Source organism: Pseudomonas abyssi, from assembly GCF_002307495.1.
Classification (GTDB): Bacteria; Pseudomonadota; Gammaproteobacteria; order Pseudomonadales; family Pseudomonadaceae; genus Halopseudomonas; species Halopseudomonas abyssi.
Genome location: NZ_NTMR01000014.1, coordinates 79,753 through 97,787 on the forward strand (window position 1 = coordinate 79,753; position 18,035 = coordinate 97,787).

Annotated in this window: 14 protein-coding genes and 1 pseudogene; 13 read left to right on the plus strand and 2 right to left on the minus strand. The window is 59.1% G+C overall.

What is annotated here, in order from left to right; all coding sequences use genetic code 11:
- Positions 1-72: 72 nt before the first annotated feature.
- Positions 73-1,347: a citrate synthase gene (gltA, locus tag CNQ84_RS12240; protein ID WP_083729174.1), complete on the minus strand. Its 1,275-nt coding sequence runs from the start codon at positions 1,345-1,347 to the stop codon at positions 73-75.
- A gap of 341 nt (positions 1,348-1,688) precedes the next feature.
- Between gltA and sdhC the strand changes: the two genes are divergently transcribed.
- The 13 genes from sdhC to CNQ84_RS12305 all read left to right on the plus strand — a co-directional run bounded on the left by sdhC (position 1,689) and on the right by CNQ84_RS12305 (position 17,655).
- Positions 1,689-2,075: a succinate dehydrogenase, cytochrome b556 subunit gene (gene sdhC / locus CNQ84_RS12245; RefSeq protein WP_096005160.1), complete on the plus strand. Its 387-nt coding sequence runs from the start codon at positions 1,689-1,691 to the stop codon at positions 2,073-2,075.
- The gene (gene sdhD / locus CNQ84_RS12250; RefSeq protein ID WP_083729176.1) at positions 2,069-2,437 is read left to right on the plus strand and encodes a succinate dehydrogenase, hydrophobic membrane anchor protein; all 369 of its coding nucleotides are present in this window, start codon (positions 2,069-2,071) and stop codon (positions 2,435-2,437) included. The genes sdhC and sdhD overlap by 7 nt, the downstream gene beginning before the upstream one ends.
- The gene (gene sdhA, locus CNQ84_RS12255) at positions 2,438-4,210 is read left to right on the plus strand and encodes a succinate dehydrogenase flavoprotein subunit (RefSeq protein WP_096005147.1); all 1,773 of its coding nucleotides are present in this window, start codon (positions 2,438-2,440) and stop codon (positions 4,208-4,210) included.
- Positions 4,211-4,221: 11 nt separating this feature from the next.
- Positions 4,222-4,926 (plus strand): succinate dehydrogenase iron-sulfur subunit, encoded by a 705-nt coding sequence (locus CNQ84_RS12260; RefSeq protein ID WP_083729180.1) that lies wholly within the window; start codon positions 4,222-4,224, stop codon positions 4,924-4,926.
- Between the two features lie 313 nt (positions 4,927-5,239).
- Positions 5,240-8,077 carry a 2-oxoglutarate dehydrogenase E1 component gene (locus tag CNQ84_RS12265; RefSeq protein WP_096005148.1) on the plus strand — a complete coding sequence of 946 codons (2,838 nt, stop codon included), beginning with the start codon at positions 5,240-5,242 and terminating at the stop codon, positions 8,075-8,077.
- 36 nt (positions 8,078-8,113) lie between these two features.
- Entirely contained in the window at positions 8,114-9,340 is a 1,227-nt protein-coding gene (odhB, locus tag CNQ84_RS12270; RefSeq protein ID WP_096005149.1) for a 2-oxoglutarate dehydrogenase complex dihydrolipoyllysine-residue succinyltransferase, read from the plus strand.
- A 93-nt stretch (positions 9,341-9,433) separates the two neighbouring features.
- Positions 9,434-10,870: a dihydrolipoyl dehydrogenase gene (lpdA, locus tag CNQ84_RS12275; RefSeq protein WP_083729186.1), complete on the plus strand. Its 1,437-nt coding sequence runs from the start codon at positions 9,434-9,436 to the stop codon at positions 10,868-10,870.
- Between the two features lie 293 nt (positions 10,871-11,163).
- The gene (gene sucC / locus CNQ84_RS12280; RefSeq protein ID WP_083729188.1) at positions 11,164-12,330 is read left to right on the plus strand and encodes an ADP-forming succinate--CoA ligase subunit beta; all 1,167 of its coding nucleotides are present in this window, start codon (positions 11,164-11,166) and stop codon (positions 12,328-12,330) included.
- Positions 12,330-13,211, plus strand: coding sequence for a succinate--CoA ligase subunit alpha (gene sucD / locus CNQ84_RS12285; protein WP_096005150.1), 882 nt, complete (start codon positions 12,330-12,332; stop codon positions 13,209-13,211). Before sucC ends, sucD begins: the two co-directional genes overlap by 1 nt.
- 70 nt (positions 13,212-13,281) lie before the next feature.
- A complete protein-coding gene (locus tag CNQ84_RS12290) occupies positions 13,282-15,093 on the plus strand; it encodes a DUF4153 domain-containing protein (protein ID WP_096005151.1) in 1,812 nt (603 codons plus the stop codon).
- Positions 15,094-15,165: 72 nt separating this feature from the next.
- Positions 15,166-16,473, plus strand: a complete 1,308-nt coding sequence (gene brnQ / locus CNQ84_RS12295) for a branched-chain amino acid transport system II carrier protein (RefSeq protein ID WP_425439968.1) — start codon at positions 15,166-15,168, stop codon at positions 16,471-16,473.
- A 52-nt stretch (positions 16,474-16,525) separates the two neighbouring features.
- Entirely contained in the window at positions 16,526-17,269 is a 744-nt protein-coding gene (locus tag CNQ84_RS12300) for a DUF599 domain-containing protein (RefSeq protein WP_096005152.1), read from the plus strand.
- Complete coding sequence (locus tag CNQ84_RS12305; RefSeq protein ID WP_096005153.1) at positions 17,266-17,655, plus strand: MAPEG family protein; 390 nt, start codon at positions 17,266-17,268, stop codon at positions 17,653-17,655. Before CNQ84_RS12300 ends, CNQ84_RS12305 begins: the two co-directional genes overlap by 4 nt.
- A gap of 58 nt (positions 17,656-17,713) precedes the next feature.
- Here the strand turns inward: CNQ84_RS12305 and CNQ84_RS20500 are convergent.
- A pseudogene (locus tag CNQ84_RS20500) lies at positions 17,714-18,035 on the minus strand (hypothetical protein); the annotation flags it as partial.

Sequence of the window (18,035 nt, forward strand, 5' to 3'; positions counted from 1 at the left end):
TCTGGCGTCGGCTGGATACCAGCCAATAAAAAACCCGCCGAGGCGGGTTTTTTATTGGCTGCGGGCGACGACTTACTTGCTGGGGTAGTCGCGCTGGGTCGAGCCGGTGTACAGCTGGCGCGGACGGCCAATCTTGTACGGACCGCTGATCATCTCGTTCCAGTGTGCAATCCAGCCCGGGGTGCGGCCGGTGGCGAAGATAACGGTAAACATTTCGGTCGGAATGCCGATCGCCTTCAGGATGATGCCGGAGTAGAAGTCGACGTTCGGGTACAGGTTGCGCTCTTTGAAGTAGGGATCGTTGCGCGCGATCTCTTCGAGCTTCATGGCCAGTTCCAGTTGCGGGTCGTTGATGCCCAGCTCGGCCAGTACTTCGTCGCAGGTCTCTTTCATGACCTTGGCGCGCGGATCGAAGTTCTTGTAGACGCGGTGACCGAAGCCCATCAGCTTGAACGGGTCGTCCTTGTCCTTGGCCTTGGCAACGAATTTTTCGATGTTCGACACATCGCCGATCTCGTCCAGCATGCGCAGTACCGCTTCGTTGGCCCCGCCGTGAGCCGGTCCCCACAGTGCTGCAATGCCGGCTGCGATACAGGCGAACGGGTTGGCACCGGAAGAGCCGGCCAGGCGTACAGTGGAGGTGGAGGCGTTCTGCTCGTGGTCGGCGTGCAGGACGAAGATGCGGTCCATTGCCTTGGCCAGTACCGGGCTGATCTTCTTCTCTTCACAGGGTGTGTTGAACATCATGTGCAGGAAGTTTTCGGAGTAGCTCAGGTCATTGCGCGGGTACATCATGGGTTGGCCCATGGAGTACTTGTAGACCATGGCGGCCAGGGTCGGCATCTTGGCGATCAGGCGAATGGCGGAAATTTCGCGGTGGTGCGGATCGTTGATGTCCAGGGAGTCGTGGTAGAAAGCGGAGAGGGCGCCAACGACGCCACACATGATAGCCATCGGGTGAGCATCGCGGCGGAAGCCGTTGAAGAAGTTCTTCAGCTGCTCGTGAACCATGGTGTGGTTCTTGATGGTGTTATCGAACTTGGTTTTCTCTTCTGCGCTGGGGAGTTCGCCCTTGAGCAGCAGAAAGCAGGTTTCCAGGAAGTCGGACTTCTCTGCCAGCTGGTCAATGGGGTAGCCGCGGTGCAGGAGTACGCCTTTCTCACCATCAATATAGGTGATCTTGGATTCGCAGGAAGAGGTGGCCATAAAGCCTGGATCGAAGGTGAATACGCCTTCAGCAGTGAGGCCGCGGACATCCACGACATCGGGGCCCATGGTCCCTGAGTAGACCGGCAGATCGATGGGGGCCGCGCCCTCGATGATCAACTGCGCTTTTTTGTCAGCCATTGATGGCCTCCTGTTTTGCTGTATCGAAAAGGTGACCCCCCACGCAGGGCCCGCATCACTATAAGGTGATAAATCGGTTTGTCAATTGTGCGGATAGTGAAAGGAAATGAGGTCAATTAAAAGGTTTAATTGCAAGCTTTTCTTGTTGTTTGGCTAGACTTGGCAGCGCGGAAACAGAGCGTTTCCCGCCGGCTGTTCCGTTGTAATCAATGGCCTAAGTCACTATACTCCTTGACCGGCAAAGTGACCCGCAGGGCTTCGCCAGAGGCTGCTGGGGCGGGTCATTAAAGGTGTCAAAGTGCATCTTCCTATAATCCAGCCCTGTCCACAGGGCCATGAGTGTGAATATAGCCGTGAATAGCAAAAGACCCGTCAACCTTGACCTCAGGACAATCAAGCTTCCTGTAACCGCCTACACGTCAATTTTGCATCGCATTTCTGGCGTTATCCTGTTCGTCGCAATCGCAATTCTGCTCTGGATGCTCGACACCTCTCTCAGTTCGGAGAGCGGCTTTGAGCAGGTCAAGAGCTGTCTGCAGAACCCCCTGGCCAAGCTGGTCATCTGGGGCATTCTGTCTGCGCTTCTCTACCACCTGATCGCCGGTGTTCGTCACCTGGTAATGGACGCAGGTGTCGGTGAAGGGCTGGAAAGCGGCAAACGTGGTTCGCAGGTAGTAATCGTGGTTTCCGCCATCGTGATTGTTCTTCTGGGGGTGTGGATATGGTAACGAATGTCACCAACCTGTCTCGCAGCGGCCTGTATGACTGGATGGCGCAGCGCGTCTCCGCTGTACTGCTGGCTGTCTATGTACTGTTTCTGCTTGGTTACCTGATCTGCAACCCGGGTCTGACCTATGCCGACTGGCAGGGTCTGTTCGCCCAGAACTGGATGCGTATCTTCAGTATTCTTGCCTTGGTGGCGCTGAGTGTGCACGCCTGGGTCGGGATGTGGACCATCTCAACCGACTACCTGACTCCCATGGCGCTTGGCAAGTCTGCCACCGTTGTCCGCTTCCTGTTCCAGGCGGTCTGCGGTCTGGTCATGTTCGTGTTGTTTGTCTGGGGCGTGCAGATTCTCTGGGGTAACTAAATGTCTACTATTCGCACACTGACTTTTGACGCCATCATCATTGGTGGCGGCGGTGCCGGCATGCGCGCAGCGCTGCAGCTGGCTCAAGGTGGTCACAAGACTGCTGTTGTAACCAAGGTATTCCCGACTCGCTCGCACACCGTATCCGCCCAGGGCGGTATTACCTGTGCCATTGCTTCTGCTGATCCGAATGACGATTGGCGCTGGCACATGTACGACACCGTCAAGGGTTCCGACTACATCGGTGACCAGGACGCGATCGAGTACATGTGTTCCGTAGGTCCGGAAGCGGTCTTCGAACTGGAACACATGGGTCTGCCGTTCTCCCGCACTGAAACCGGTCGCATCTATCAGCGTCCGTTCGGTGGTCAGTCCAAGAACTTCGGTGAGGGTGGCCAGGCTGCCCGTACCTGTGCTGCTGCCGACCGTACCGGTCACGCCCTGCTGCACACGCTGTATCAGAACAACGTCAAGCACAACACCACCTTCCTGAACGAATGGTATGCAGTCGATCTGGTCAAGAACCAGGACGGCGCCATCGTCGGTGTTATCGCCATCTGCATCGAGACCGGCGAGACCGTCTATATTCGTGCCAAGGCAACCGTGCTGGCCACCGGCGGCGCCGGTCGAATCTATGCCTCGACCACCAACGCCCTGATCAACACCGGCGACGGTGTCGGTATGGCTCTGCGTGCCGGTGTGCCGGTGCAGGACATCGAGATGTGGCAGTTCCACCCGACCGGTATCGCCGGTGCCGGTGTACTGGTTACCGAGGGTTGCCGTGGTGAAGGCGGTTACCTGATCAACGCCCAGGGCGAGCGTTTCATGGAGCGTTATGCTCCGAACGCGAAAGACCTGGCCGGCCGCGACGTTGTTGCGCGCTCCATGGTCAAAGAAATCCTGGCTGGTAACGGCGTAGGTCCTAACAAGGATCACGTACTGCTGAAGCTGGATCACCTGGGTGAAGAAGTGCTGCACAGCCGCCTGCCCGGTATCTGTGAGCTGTCCAAAACCTTCGCGCACGTTGACCCGGTTACCGCGCCGGTGCCGGTTGTTCCGACCTGTCACTACATGATGGGCGGTGTGGCTACCAACATCCACGGTCAGGCCATCACCCAGGACGCTGAAGGCAACGACAAGATCGTTGAAGGCCTGTTCGCTGTTGGCGAAATCGCCTGCGTATCGGTTCACGGCGCCAACCGTCTGGGCGGCAACTCGCTGCTTGACCTGGTTGTCTTTGGCCGCGCTGCCGGTCTGCACCTTGAGTCGGCACTGAAAGAAGGCATCGAATACCGTGGTGCCTCCGAGTCCGACATCGATGAGTCGCTGGCTCGTCTGGCGGGTATCAACGAGCGCGCCACCGGCGAAGACGTTGCACCGCTGCGTAAGGAACTGCAGGACTGCATGCAGAACTACTTCGGTGTATTCCGCACCGGTGAGTACATGCAGAAAGGCATCAAGCAACTTGCCGACCTGCGTGAGCGCATCGCCAACGTCAAGATCGACGACAAGAGCCAAGCGTTCAACACTGCACGTATCGAAGCACTGGAACTGCAAAACCTGCTCGAAGTGGCCGAAGCCACCGCCATTGCAGCAGAGGGCCGCAAGGAAAGCCGTGGTGCCCACGCTCGCGAAGACTTCGAAGATCGCGATGACGAGAACTGGCTGTGCCACAGCCTGTTCATGCCGGGTACCAAAGAACTCAGAAAGCGTGCAGTTAACTTCTCGCCCAAGACTGTTCCGACGTTCCAGCCTAAAGTGCGCACCTACTGAGGGTCATCGATATGTTGCAAGTAAGTGTTTATCGTTATAACCCGGAGAGCGACAACGCCCCGTTCATGCAGGACTTCCAGGTCGACACCAACGGCAAGGACATCATGGTTCTTGACGTGCTGGCCCTCATCAAGGAACAGGACGTCGGTTTTTCCTACCGTCGCTCCTGCCGCGAAGGCGTTTGCGGCTCTGACGGCATGAATATCAACGGCAAAAACGGCCTGGCCTGTATCACTCCGCTGTCTGCGGTCGTGAAGAACAACAAGCTGGTGCTGCGTCCGTTGCCTGGTTTGCCGGTAATTCGTGACTTGGTTGTAGATATGAGCATCTTCTACAAGCAGTACGAAAAAGTGCAGCCGTATCTGCAGAACGACACGCCGGCGCCCGCTATCGAGCGTCTGCAGTCACCTGAAGAGCGTGAGAAGCTGGATGGCCTGTACGAGTGTATTCTCTGTGCATGCTGCTCGACTTCCTGTCCTTCTTTCTGGTGGAACCCGGACAAGTTCATTGGCCCGGCTGGTCTGTTGCAGGCATACCGCTTCCTGGCGGACAGCCGCGACGAAAAGACCTCCGAGCGTCTGGCTTCTCTGGATGATCCGTTCAGCGTATTTCGTTGCCGCGGCATCATGAACTGTGTGAATGTGTGCCCGAAGGGTCTGAACCCGACCCGCGCTATCGGTCACATCCGCAACATGTTGCTGCAAAGCGGTACCTGATCGGTTGTAATTGCATTAAGTTGGCCTGAGCCGGCTCCTGGCACAAGGAGCCGGACAGTTTTTTAACGAACCGCACGCTCAAAAAGCAGCGGTTTGTATATGTACCTAAACCAACAGGGGCACTCGGGTAACACCCGAACTATCTGTCGGGGCCGGCAATTTTCCGTTCAACGGAATAGGTGGCGGCAGGATCGGAGGCAGCGACACTGCTCCCGGATCAACGCCAGCATGTTTCGCGCGGATGACAAGGCTTTGCCTTGCCAATTAATGGTCTTAGCGCCAGGTGGTGTCCCCTTATAGAGGGTGACCAAGCATGCCAGACAGCGTAATGCAGCAGCTGTGGAGTACCTCTCACCTTGACGGTGGGAATGCCTCCTATGTTGAAGAGCTCTATGAGCTCTATCTGCAAGATCCGAACAGCGTTGCCGAAGAGTGGCGCAGCTACTTCCAGAAGCTGCCCCAGGTAAACGGCCATGCCGGTTCGGACGTACCCCATTCCACCGTCCGCGATCACTTCCTTCATCTTGCCAAGAGCAATCGCCGGCCTCAGGCCGCCAGCGGTGGCGCTGTCAGCAGCGAGCATGAAAAGAAACAGATTGATGTCCTGCGCCTGATTCAGGCCTTCCGGATGCGTGGCCATCAAGCTTCCAACCTTGACCCGCTGGGGCTCTGGAAGCGCGAAGAAATCGTTGATCTGACCCTCGCTGATTACGACCTGACCGACGCAGATCTGGACACCGTATTCCGTACCGGTGAGCTGCAGATCGGCAAGGACGAAGCGACCCTGCGTGAAATCCTCGACGCACTCAAGGTGACCTATTGCTCGAACTTCGGTATCGAGTACATGCACATCGTCGATTCCACCCAGCGCCGCTGGTTCCAGCAGCGTATTGAAAGCGTGCGCGGCAAGCCCCAGCTCGGCGCCGACACCAAGCGTCACCTGCTTGAGCGCTTGACCGCGGCTGAAGGCCTGGAGAAGTATCTGGGCACCAAATACCCGGGCACCAAGCGTTTCGGTGTTGAGGGGGGCGAGAGCCTGATTCCGATGCTGGACGAGATCATTCAGCGCTCCGGCTCCTACGGCACCCAGGAAGTTGTGCTTGGCATGGCACACCGTGGCCGTCTGAACGTCCTGGTCAACACCCTCGGCAAGAACCCTCGCGAGCTGTTTGACGAATTCGAAGGCAAGAAAAAGGTCGACATGGGCTCCGGTGATGTGAAGTACCACCAGGGCTTCTCGTCCAACGTGATGACCTCCGGCGGTGAAGTCCACCTGGCGCTGGCGTTCAACCCGTCTCACCTGGAGATCGTGTCTCCGGTGGTTGAGGGCTCGGTACGCGCCCGTCAGGACCGCCGTCTGGACGCCACCGGTGACAAGGTGCTGCCGATCAGTATCCACGGCGACGCCGCCTTCGCAGGGCAGGGCGTGGTCATGGAAACCTTCCAGATGTCCCAGACCCGTGCCTACAAGACCGGTGGCACTATTCACATCGTCATCAACAACCAGGTCGGCTTTACTACCAGCCGCCAGGACGATGCGCGCTCCACCGAGTACTGCACCGACGTTGCCAAAATGATTCAGGCGCCGATCTTCCACGTCAATGGTGACGATCCGGAAGCCGTGCTGTTCGTTACTCAGCTGGCGGTTGATTACCGCATGCAGTTCAAGCGTGACGTGGTCATCGACATGGTCTGCTACCGCCGCCGTGGTCACAACGAAGCGGATGAGCCGTCCGGTACGCAGCCGTTGATGTATGAGGTGATCACCAAGCATCCCACCACTCGCGACATCTACGCTGAACGCCTGGTAGGCGAGGGCGTGCTGACCAGCGATGAGGTGCAGGAGCGTTTCGAGGAGTACCGCAACGCCCTCGATAATGGTGACCATGTGGTGAAGAGCCTGGTCAAGGAGCCCGACACCGGTTCCTTCGTTGACTGGGCGCCTTACCTGAATCACAAGTGGACTGCGCGTCACGACACCAGTTTTGATCTGAAAACCCTGCAGGAGCTGGCCAACAAGCTGACTGACCTGCCCGATGGTCTGGTACTGCAGCGTCAGGTTGGCAAGATCATCGAAGACCGTCGCAAGATGGCTGCCGGTGCGCTGGCGCTGAACTGGGGCTTTGCCGAAACCATGGCCTACGCCACGCTGCTGCACGAAGGTCACCCGGTGCGCATCACCGGCCAGGACGTGGGTCGCGGTACTTTCTCGCACCGCCACGCCGTGCTGCACAGCCAGAACGATGGCCGCGCCTACGTGCCGCTGCGCAAGCTTAGCGAGAACCAGCCGCGTTTCGACATCCATGATTCGCTGCTGTCCGAGGAAGCGGTGCTGGCCTTTGAATACGGCTACGCCACCACCACCCCGAATGCGCTGGTCATCTGGGAAGCCCAGTTTGGTGACTTCTTCAACGGTGCTCAGGTGGTGGTAGACCAGTTCATCACCAGTGGCGAGCACAAATGGGGACGCCTGTGTGGTCTGACCATGCTGCTGCCGCACGGCTACGAGGGTCAGGGTCCGGAGCACTCTTCAGCGCGCCTGGAGCGTTTCCTGCAGCTGTCTGCCGAGCACAACATTCAGGTGTGCGTGCCGTCTACGCCGGCGCAGGTTTATCACATGCTGCGCCGTCAGGTGATCCGTCCGCTGCGCAAGCCGCTGATTGCCCTGACGCCCAAGTCGCTGCTGCGCCACAAGCTGGCCACTTCAACCCTGGAAGAGTTGGCCGACGGGTCCTTCCAGACCGTGATTCCCGAGATCGACGCGATCGATCCGAAGAAAGTGGATCGCGTGATCATGTGCAGCGGCAAAGTCTATTACGACCTGCTGGAGAAGCGCCGCAACGAAGAAGCGGACAACATCGCCATCGTGCGTATCGAGCAGCTGTATCCGTTCCCTGAGGATGATCTGGCCGAGGTTCTGGCGCCCTACAAGCACCTGAAGAAGGTGGTGTGGTGCCAGGAAGAGCCGATGAACCAGGGCGCCTGGTACTGCAGCCAGCACCATATGCGCCGTGTGCTTTCCCAGCACAAGACCAAGAATCTGTATCTGGACTACGCTGGACGTGAGGCTTCCGCCGCACCGGCCTGTGGACATCCTTCCATGCACGCGGAACAGCAGGAAAAACTCCTGCAAGACGCTTTTACCGTCTGAGCGCAGCCAGACAACAGAGATTAATAAGGATCGACAATGGCTATCGAAATCAAAGCCCCTACATTTCCCGAGTCGGTTGCCGACGGTACTGTTGCCACTTGGCACAAGCAGCCGGGCGACGCGGTAAAACGCGACGAACTGCTGGTAGATATCGAAACCGACAAGGTTGTGATGGAGGTTCTTGCCGAAGCTGACGGTGTCATGGGTGACATCGCCAAGGCCGAAGGCGACACCGTGCTGAGCGGTGAAGTACTGGGTGTATTGAAAGATGGCGAAGCGGCCTCCGCGCCCGCTGCCAAGAAGGAAGAGCCGAAGGCAGAAGCGGCTCCGGCTGCCGAGCAAAGCAGTGGTGAAGAGCCGCTGCTGTCGCCGGCCGCACGCAAGCTGGCTGAAGAAAACGGCCTGGCTGCCGCCGACATCGCTGGCACCGGCAAAGGTGGTCGCGTCACCAAGGAAGACGTTCTGAACGCCATCGAGGCCAAGAAGAACGCGCCTGCTGCTCCGGCTGCCAAGCCTGCCGCTGCTGCTCCGGCTGCCGCTGTTGCACTGGGCGAGGGTGATCGCGTCGAGAAGCGCGTACCCATGACTCGTCTGCGTGCCCGTATCGCCGAGCGTCTGGTTGATGCGCAATCGAGCATGGCCATGCTGACCACCTTCAACGAGGTCAACATGAAGCCGGTCATGGATCTGCGCAAGAAGTACAAGGACCTGTTCGAGAAGAAGCACAATGGCGTCCGTCTGGGCTTCATGTCCTTCTTCGTCAAGGCGGCTACCGAAGCGCTCAAGCGCTATCCGGCAGTCAACGCCTCGATCGACGGCAACGACGTGGTGTACCACGGCTATCAGGACATTGGTGTCGCCGTGTCCAGCGACCGCGGTCTGGTTGTGCCGATTCTGCGCAACACTGAGCACATGGGCCTGGCAGACATTGAAGGCACCATCGCTGACTACGGCCGTAAGGCGCGTGACGGCAAGCTGACCATGGAAGAAATGACCGGCGGCACTTTCACCATCTCCAACGGTGGTGTCTTCGGTTCACTGGTTTCTACCCCGATCGTCAACCCGCCGCAGGCCGCTATTCTGGGCATGCACAAGATCCAGGACCGCCCGATGGCCGTTGACGGTCAGGTTGTCATCCTGCCGATGATGTACCTGGCGCTGTCCTATGATCACCGCCTGATCGACGGTAAGGAAGCGGTGAGCTTCCTGGTTGCGATCAAGGATTTGCTGGAAGACCCGGCGCGTCTGTTGCTGGACGTCTGATCGATAACACGGGTTTTCAGCAGCAGATTAATCGCCCGGCACGCGTGCTGCCGGGCGCCTTTTTGAATACTGCTGCCAACAGAGGATTTGCTCATGAGTCAGAAATACGATGTGGTAGTCATCGGTGCGGGCCCCGGCGGCTATGTTGCCGCTATCCGCGCCGCACAACTCGGCCTGAAAACGGCCTGTATCGAAAAATACGTTGGCAAGGATGGCAAGCAGGCCCTGGGCGGCACTTGCCTGAACGTTGGCTGTATCCCGTCCAAGGCACTGCTGGACAGCAGCTGGAAGTACCACGAGGCCAAAGACGGCTTCAAGGTCCATGGTATCGACGTCAAGGGCGTCAACATGGACGTGCCGGCTATGGTTGAGCGCAAGGACAAGATCGTCAAGCAACTGACCGGCGGCGTTGCTGCGCTGTTCAAGGCTAACGGCGTTACCAGCATTGAAGGCCACGGTAAGCTGCTGGCTGGCAAGAAGGTCGAAGTGACTGCGCCGGATGGCAACGTCACCGTTATCGACGCAGAAAACGTCATCCTGGCTTCCGGCTCCGTGCCGATCAACATTCCGCCAGCGCCGCTGACCGACGACATCATCGTCGACTCCACCGGTGCTCTGGAATTCTCCTCTGTACCGAAGAAGCTGGGCGTTATCGGCGCTGGCGTTATCGGCCTGGAGCTGGGTTCTGTCTGGCGCCGCCTGGGTGCTGAGGTTGTTGTCTTTGAAGCACTCGACTCTTTCCTGAGTCTGGCTGACGAGCAAGTGGCCAAAGAAGCCCTGAAGACCTTCACCAAGCAGGGCCTGCAGGTCCGTCTGGGTGCCCGTGTAACCGGCACCGAGATCAAGCGCAAGCAGGTCACTGTTTCTTTCACTGACAGCGAAGGCGAGCAGCAGCTGACCTTTGACAAGCTGATTGTTGCCGTTGGCCGTCGTCCTTACACCGAGAACCTGCTGGCCTCCGATTGCGGTGTGGATCTGGATGAGCGCGGCATGGTTTACGTTGACGACTACTGCGCGACCAGCGTGCCGGGCGTCTATGCTGTAGGTGACATGGTTCGCGGTCCGATGCTGGCCCACAAATCCTCGGAAGAGGGCGTGATGGTTGCCGAGCGTATTGCTGGCCACAAGGCCGCCATGAACTACGACCTAATTCCGTCTGTTATCTACACCCACCCGGAAATCGCGTGGGTCGGCAAGAACGAGAAGCAGCTCAAAGCCGAAGGTGTTGAGTTCAACGTGGGCGTGTTCCCGTTTGCTGCCAGTGGCCGCGCCATGGCTGCCAACGACACCGGCGGCTTCGTCAAGATGATTGCCGATGCCAAGACCGACCGCGTTCTGGGCGTACACGTCATTGGTCCGAGCGCTGCCGAACTCGTGCAGCAGGGCGCCATTGCCATGGAATTCGGTACCAGTGCCGAAGACCTGGGCATGATGGTCTTCTCGCACCCGACGCTGTCCGAGGCAATGCATGAAGCTGCGCTGGCCGTAAATGGTCACGCAATCCATGTCGCTAACCGCAAGAAGCGTTAATATAGCGTCCCGATGACCCGGTGGTCGCAGCAGTGACTGCCGGGTCTGCTGTAGCAAGAACAACTTTGGCCGAGCAATCGGCCAGGCCACAACGAGGTGGTCAGCCAGCTGGCTGCAGCGGGTTAATCCGAACGTATTGCGCATGCAGGGTGATTACAAAATGTAACCCCGCGATAACGCGCAGTGTTTACCATGTTCGGGCTGACAGGCTTGCGGCAGGCGGCAACGGTGGCGGCAACTCGCAGAGTGGCGGCTAGAAAGTAATTCCTACACGATCAAAACGGTAGAAACGCATGAATCTTCACGAATATCAGGGGAAGCAGCTGTTCGCTGAGTACGGCCTTCCTGTCTCCAAGGGTTTTGCTGTAGACACTCCGGAAGAAGCAGCCGAGGCCTGTGAAAAGATTGGCGGCGACATGTGGGTCGTCAAGGCTCAGGTTCACGCTGGTGGCCGTGGTAAGGCTGGCGGTGTCAAGCTGGTCAAGAGCAAGGAAGATGCAAAAGCCTTCGCCGAGCAGTGGCTGGGTCAACGTCTGGTCACTTACCAGACTGACGCCAATGGTCAGCCGGTCAGCAAGATCCTGGTTGAGTCCTGCACCGACATCGCCAAGGAACTGTACCTGGGCGCTGTAGTTGATCGTTCTACCCGTCGCATCGTGTTCATGGCATCCACCGAAGGTGGTGTCGAGATCGAGAAAGTCGCGGAAGAAACTCCCGAGAAAATTCTGAAAGCCACCATCGACCCGCTGGTCGGCCCGCAGCCTTACCAAGGCCGTGAGCTGGCGTTCAAGCTGGGCCTGGAAGGCGACCAGATCAAGCAGTTCACCAACATCTTCGTAGGCCTGGGCAAACTGTTTGCCGACTACGACCTGGCGCTGCTGGAAATCAACCCGCTGGTGATCAAGGAAGACGGCAACCTGCACTGCCTGGATGCCAAGATCAACATCGACGGCAACGCCATGTACCGTCAGCCCAAGCTGCGCGCCATGCACGATCCGTCTCAGGACGATCCGCGTGAAGCCCACGCTGCCAAGTTCGAACTGAACTACGTTGCTCTGGAAGGCAACATCGGCTGCATGGTCAACGGTGCCGGTCTGGCCATGGGTACCATGGACATCGTTAACCTGCACGGCGGCAAGCCGGCCAACTTCCTGGACGTAGGCGGCGGCGCGACCAAAGAGCGCGTTACCGAAGCGTTCAAGATCATTCTGTCCGACTCCAACGTACAAGCCGTTCTGGTTAACATCTTCGGCGGTATCGTACGCTGCGACATGATTGCTGAAGGCATCATCGGCGCCGTTAAAGAAGTTGGCGTTAAAGTACCGGTTGTTGTCCGTCTGGAAGGCAACAACGCCGATCTCGGCGCCAAGGTACTGGCCGAGAGTGGCCTGAACATCATCGCTGCAACCAGTCTGACCGACGCTGCCCAGCAAGTCGTCAAGGCCGCGGAGGGTAAATAATGAGCATCCTGATCAACAAAGAAACCAAGGTAATCTGTCAGGGCTTCACTGGCTCGCAGGGCACTTTCCACTCCGAGCAGGCGATTGCCTACGGCACCAAAATGGTTGGTGGCGTTACTCCGGGCAAAGGTGGCACTACTCACCTGGGCCTGCCGGTTTTCAACACTGTTGCTGAAGCTGTTGAAGCCACTGGCGCTGAAGCCAGCGTAATCTACGTTCCGGCTCCGTTCTGCAAGGACTCCATCCTGGAAGCAGCCAACAGCGGCATCAAGCTGATCGTCTGCATCACCGAAGGCATCCCGACGCTGGACATGCTGGACGCCAAGGTCAAGTGTGACGAGCTGGGCGTACGCCTGATCGGCCCGAACTGCCCGGGCGTTATCACTCCCGGTGAGTGCAAGATCGGCATCATGCCCGGTCACATTCACCTGCCGGGCAAAGTCGGCATCGTTTCCCGCTCCGGTACTCTGACCTATGAAGCGGTTAAGCAGACAACTGACGCCGGCTTTGGTCAGTCCACTTGCGTTGGTATCGGTGGCGACCCGATCCCGGGTTCCAACTTCATCGACATCCTGAAGATGTTCCAGGAAGATCCGAAGACCGAAGCGATCGTCATGATCGGTGAGATCGGCGGTAGCGCTGAAGAAGAAGCAGCAGCGTTTATCAAGGCCAACGTCACCAAGCCGGTTGTTTCCTACATCGCTGGTGTAACTGCTCCGGCAGGCAAGCGTATGGGCCACGCTGGTGCGATCATCTCCGGCGGCAAGGGTACTGCAGACGAGAAGTTTGCTGCGCTGGAAGACGCTGGTGTGAAAACCGTTCGCTCGCTGGCCGAAATCGGCGCAGCGCTGGCAGAACTGACTGGTTGGGAAATGAAGTAAGCTTCACCCTACCATCGTGCTGACAAAACCCCGCCTTGGCGGGGTTTTGTTTTTGTCAGGGAATTATCCAATGAAGAGCTTTGATCGCATCAGCAGCTTGCACATGATGGTCGGTGTACTGCAGGCGATATTGGCGTACGGCCTGTTTCAGTCGGCTGAGTTAGAGGTGTGGCCTGCCACCCATGCAGCGGCGTACGTCCCACTGTTCATGCTCATGGTGGCACTGCCGCTGGCCTTCTATTGCGCGAGTGAGGCTGCGGCGGTGCGCCGCTGGTTGCTCAGTCTCGGTCTGGGGCTGCTGGCAACGCTGATCGGCCTGCACCAGGGGCTGACTGCCGGTGTCTCGCTCTGGCAGCCTGAGGGCTACCTGGGGGGCTGGTCGCCGGGACGCGTCGGTGACTACCTGCAGCCGGCGCTGATTTTTTCGCTACTGGTTTTTTTGGTAGCCCCCGCGGTTGCCTTGATACGTGGTCGCCCGCAGCCGACGGATTACCAGCGCTGGATTGATGCGCTGCACCACAACGCGCTGGTATTGCTTCAGGCAGCCTTGGTGCTGGGGCTGTTCTGGGGGCTGCTGTACAGCGCTGCCGGGCTGTTCAAACTGGTGGGGCTAGACCTGCTGCACGACCTGATCGAGCAGAGCTGGTTCAGCATTCCCCTGATTACGCTGGTGTTTTCCCACGCGGTCTCGGTGGCGGTGCGTACGCGCGGTGTGGCCGAGTTTCTCACCGGTCGGGCGCGTCAGCTGTGCGGTTGGCTGTATCCGCTGGCGGCGTTGCTGGCGGTAGGTTTTGTGCTCAGCTGGGGCGTGCAGGGCCTCGCCGGCCTGTTTGACAGCGGGCATGCGGCGCACTTGCTGTTCTGGTTTGTCACGCTGAACCTGTTGCTGATCAACCTGGCTTCGCGCGGCGGGGCGGAGCAGGGCGTGCAGGCCGTCTGGCTGCACTGGGTCATGGTGGCGGGCAAGTTGGCGCTGTTGCCTATGATGGCAGTAGCCGGTTATGCGCTATGGCTGCGCCTGGCGCAGTACGGCCTGACGCCGGAGCGTATCTGGGCACTGCTGGTCTGGTTGGTGCTGAGCGTGATGGCGCTGGGGACGGCCCTGGATGCACTCAGCAGTGCGCGTGGTGGTACGCCCAACCGCTTGCTGCCTTTCAGTAATGTCGCTGCGGCAGTGCTCGCTGGGTTGGGCATCGTGCTGTTGCTCGGTGGACCGGTCGATCCGCGCCGTCTGAGCGTCGAGAGTCAGTTGCTGCGTCATGAGACGAACAGGCTCAGCGATGACGCGCTGATCGATTTTTTGCGCTACCAGGGCGATGGCTACGGGCTGGAGGTGCTGACAGACCTCACACGTGCCGACACCGACGGCGACAAGCAGGCGCAGCGCCTGGCGCTTCTGGCCCGCAAGGCGTTGGCTGGCCGGCGAGAAGGCTCGGCTACCTTGCTGGATCAGGTCAAAGACCTGCCGCGCTTTCCGTCAGGCAGTGTGCTGCCCACAGGTCTGGCGCAGGCGTTGGGCCGGGAATCGGGTGTCCTGTCGTGCAACAGCCAGCAACTGGACCTGCCCGATGCCTGCCTGATCTGGGCCTTGCCGGGCTTTGCCGGGGAGCAGACCGCTTACATCGTGCTGCGTCGAGACGGCGATAGTGAGGTGCCCTTTGGGCGAATCTGGCTGCCGGATGCTGACGGGAACTGGGTTGTGTCCGGTGATGTGGGGCGTGCGCAGGATGCGAACGGCTGCCCGCTGGACCACCGCCCGGCGGCTTTGTTCGATGCCGTTGTGCAGAACAGGGTAGAATTCGCCGCCAAGCCGCAGCCGGACCTGATGGTCGACGGACTGCGCATTCCAACCAACCTCTGGCGCAACGCCCCTTGTCCCTGACAAAGGGGAGGGCGATGTTGCCGTACGACACGGATGTCCCTGCTTTTTGCGGACGACGATAACAGTTTTATGATCAAACGACTTACACCCATCGATATCTTCGCGCTCGGTTTTATGACCTTTGCGCTGTTTCTTGGCGCGGGCAATGTGATCTTCCCGCCTGGCGCCGGTCTGGCGGCCGGGGCGAACATCTGGCCGACCGCTCTTGGCTTTCTCATCACCGCTGTTGGTCTGCCGCTGCTCACGCTGATCGCGCTCGCACGGGTGGGCGGCGGCCTGGCGCAGCTGACCGCGCCGCTGGGCGGCGCGGCGGGTGTCACACTCAGTGTGCTGGTCTATCTGGCCATTGGGCCGCTGTTCGCCACCCCGCGCACGACGGTTGTGTCCTACGAGATCGGTGTGCTGCCCTTTGTCAGTGACAGTTGGCAAGCGCTGCTGGGCTATTCGCTCATCTACTTTGCTGCGGTAATCTTCCTGGCGCTCAAGCCGGGCCAGCTGATGGACCGGGTAGGCAAGTACATCACGCCGGTATTGCTGGCTGGGCTGGTTCTGCTGGGGCTGGCAGCGCTGTTTCTGCCTGCCGGCGACATGCAGGCGGCGAGCGGGCAATATCGCGATGCACCCATGATTCAGGGCTTTCTGCAGGGCTATCTGACCATGGATACCCTGGGCGCGCTGGTATACGGCATTGTGATCACCACCGCGATTCGCGACCGTCAGGTCAGCGCTGCTCCGCTGATTACCCGCTACACCGTGTTGGCGGCCGTCATCGCGGCGACCGGGTTGTCGCTGGTGTACCTGTCGCTGTTTTATTTGGGCTCAACCAGTGGCTCATTGGTTGAACCGGGCGTCAATGGAGGACAGATCCTCGCCGCCTATGTGCAGTATCGTTTTGGTACTGCGGGCAGCGCGCTGCTGGCGCTGGTGATTATCCTCGCGTGCATGACCACCGCAGTGGGTCTGCTGACAGCCTGTGGCGAGTACTTCAGCAAGCTGTTGCCGGTCAGCTACAGGGCTGTGGTCTGGCTATTTGGTCTGTTCAGCATGCTGGTTGCCAACCAGGGGTTGGACAGCCTGATCAGCGTCTCCATCCCGGTGCTGGTGGGCCTGTACCCGTTGGCCATCGTGCTGGTGTGTATCAGTCTGCTGGGCGCAAGTTGGGCGCGGCCCGCTAACATCATGCGGCCGGTGATGCTGATAACGCTGGTCTTCGGCGTGATTGACGGCCTCAAGGCCGCCGGGCTGATCAGCAGTGCAGGCGCGTGGCTTGATGCACTGCCACTGTCGGATCAAAGCCTGGGCTGGCTGTTGCCGGTTCTGGTGACCATGCTGCTGGCTATGCTGGTTGAATATCTGCGCCATGGCAGCCTGCGACGTTGATACGGGACGTTTCGGGCCGATAAATAAAACCCGCTCAGAGCAGGGAGACTGAATGCTGTCGATTCCGGATGCAGGAAGTGTTTGGATCAACACGCTGGCTGTTGGCTGGCTGGTGCTGTGCTGGATGGGCTACACCTACTATGCCTTGCGCAAAGGGCGTGATACGGCTTGCCTGGCGAGTGTATTGCACCTGTATCGGCGCGATTGGATGAACCGCCTGCTGATGCGTGAGCAGCGCATGTCCGACGCCAGCGTGATCGGTAACCTGGAGCGCAACACATCCTTCTTCGCCTCCAGTACGCTGCTGATCCTGGCCGGCCTGATTACCGTGATGGGGGCCACCGACAAGGCGGAGCTGCTGCTGCATGAGCTGCCCTTCGTCGCCAAGGTCAGCCGGGAGATCTTCGAACTCAAGCTGCTCGTGCTGATGGCTATCTTTGTGTACGCGTTCTTCACCTTTTCCTGGGGGATGCGCCAGTACAACTTTGCTTCTGTGCTGCTGGGTTCGGCGCCGTTGCTGGGTGAGAAAAATGTTACCGAGGCCGAGCGCAATGCCTACGCCGAGCGGATGGCGCGCGTTATCTCGATGGCGGGTAACGAGTTCAACCTGGGGCTGCGGTCCTATTATTTTGCGCTGGGCACGTTGACCTGGTTCATCAATCCGCTGCTGTTCATCCTTACCACCGCTGGAGTGGTACTGGTACTGTACCGACGTGAGTTTCACTCGGACGTACTGCATATCATGATGTTCAGTCCGGCACCGATACCGCCACCGCAAATGGAGAAGTTGGAATGAGTATCCCCCTCTGGAGTCTGTTTATCGCCGCGTTGATGCTGGTGCTGACCAAAGCGCCGGTTGCTGTTGCCCAGTCCCGTTCGGGTGGTTATGACAATGCCCATCCGCGTGCGCAGCAGGCGAGCTTGAAGGGCTGGGGCGCACGCGCGCTGGCATCGCATCAGAACATGATCGAGGCGTTTCCGGTGTTTGCTGCCGGGGTGCTGGTGGTGCTCGCGACGGGGACTCTCGGCGCGGCGGCCAATGCGCTGTGCATTATCTTTGTGCTGAGCCGTGTGGCTTACACTGCGCTATACCTGCTTAATTTTGCAACGCTGCGCAGCCTGGTGTGGGGCGCAGGATTCGTCTCCAGCCTGGGTTTGCTGTTGTTGCCGCTGCTGCGCTGAGCTGACAGATAAAAAAAGGGCATGCCGCGGCATGCCCTTTTTTTGACTCACTGATCGCTTACTCTTCCATGGCGCGCTCCATGGATTCCTTGGACTCGACGGCAGCATCCTGCACCGCTTCACCTTTCTCCTCGACGTACTCTACCGAGCTGTCGTAGGCGTTACTGACACCTTCTTTGGTCGCATCGTAGGCTTCTTCGATATTCTCGGAAGTCGCATCGTAGGCGTCCTCTACGCTATCACCTGCGGCGTCAACCTTCTCCTGCAACACCTCGCCGGTGGTCTGCTCGGTACCGGTTACCTCACGGGCCTTCTGTTCGGTAGCGTCGGCGACATCCTTGGCGGCGTCCTGCATGTTGTCCATGGCATCAGACATGGAC

Coding starts and splice junctions, on each gene's coding strand:
- gltA (WP_083729174.1), bottom strand. CDS start 1,347: ATGGCTGACAAAAAAGCGCAGTTGATCATCGAGGGCGCGGCCCCCATC.
- sdhD (WP_083729176.1), top strand. CDS start 2,069: ATGGTAACGAATGTCACCAACCTGTCTCGCAGCGGCCTGTATGACTGG.
- sdhA (WP_096005147.1), top strand. CDS start 2,438: ATGTCTACTATTCGCACACTGACTTTTGACGCCATCATCATTGGTGGC.
- CNQ84_RS12260 (WP_083729180.1), top strand. CDS start 4,222: ATGTTGCAAGTAAGTGTTTATCGTTATAACCCGGAGAGCGACAACGCC.
- CNQ84_RS12265 (WP_096005148.1), top strand. CDS start 5,240: ATGCCAGACAGCGTAATGCAGCAGCTGTGGAGTACCTCTCACCTTGAC.
- odhB (WP_096005149.1), top strand. CDS start 8,114: ATGGCTATCGAAATCAAAGCCCCTACATTTCCCGAGTCGGTTGCCGAC.
- lpdA (WP_083729186.1), top strand. CDS start 9,434: ATGAGTCAGAAATACGATGTGGTAGTCATCGGTGCGGGCCCCGGCGGC.
- sucC (WP_083729188.1), top strand. CDS start 11,164: ATGAATCTTCACGAATATCAGGGGAAGCAGCTGTTCGCTGAGTACGGC.
- sucD (WP_096005150.1), top strand. CDS start 12,330: ATGAGCATCCTGATCAACAAAGAAACCAAGGTAATCTGTCAGGGCTTC.
- CNQ84_RS12290 (WP_096005151.1), top strand. CDS start 13,282: ATGAAGAGCTTTGATCGCATCAGCAGCTTGCACATGATGGTCGGTGTA.
- CNQ84_RS12300 (WP_096005152.1), top strand. CDS start 16,526: ATGCTGTCGATTCCGGATGCAGGAAGTGTTTGGATCAACACGCTGGCT.
- CNQ84_RS12305 (WP_096005153.1), top strand. CDS start 17,266: ATGAGTATCCCCCTCTGGAGTCTGTTTATCGCCGCGTTGATGCTGGTG.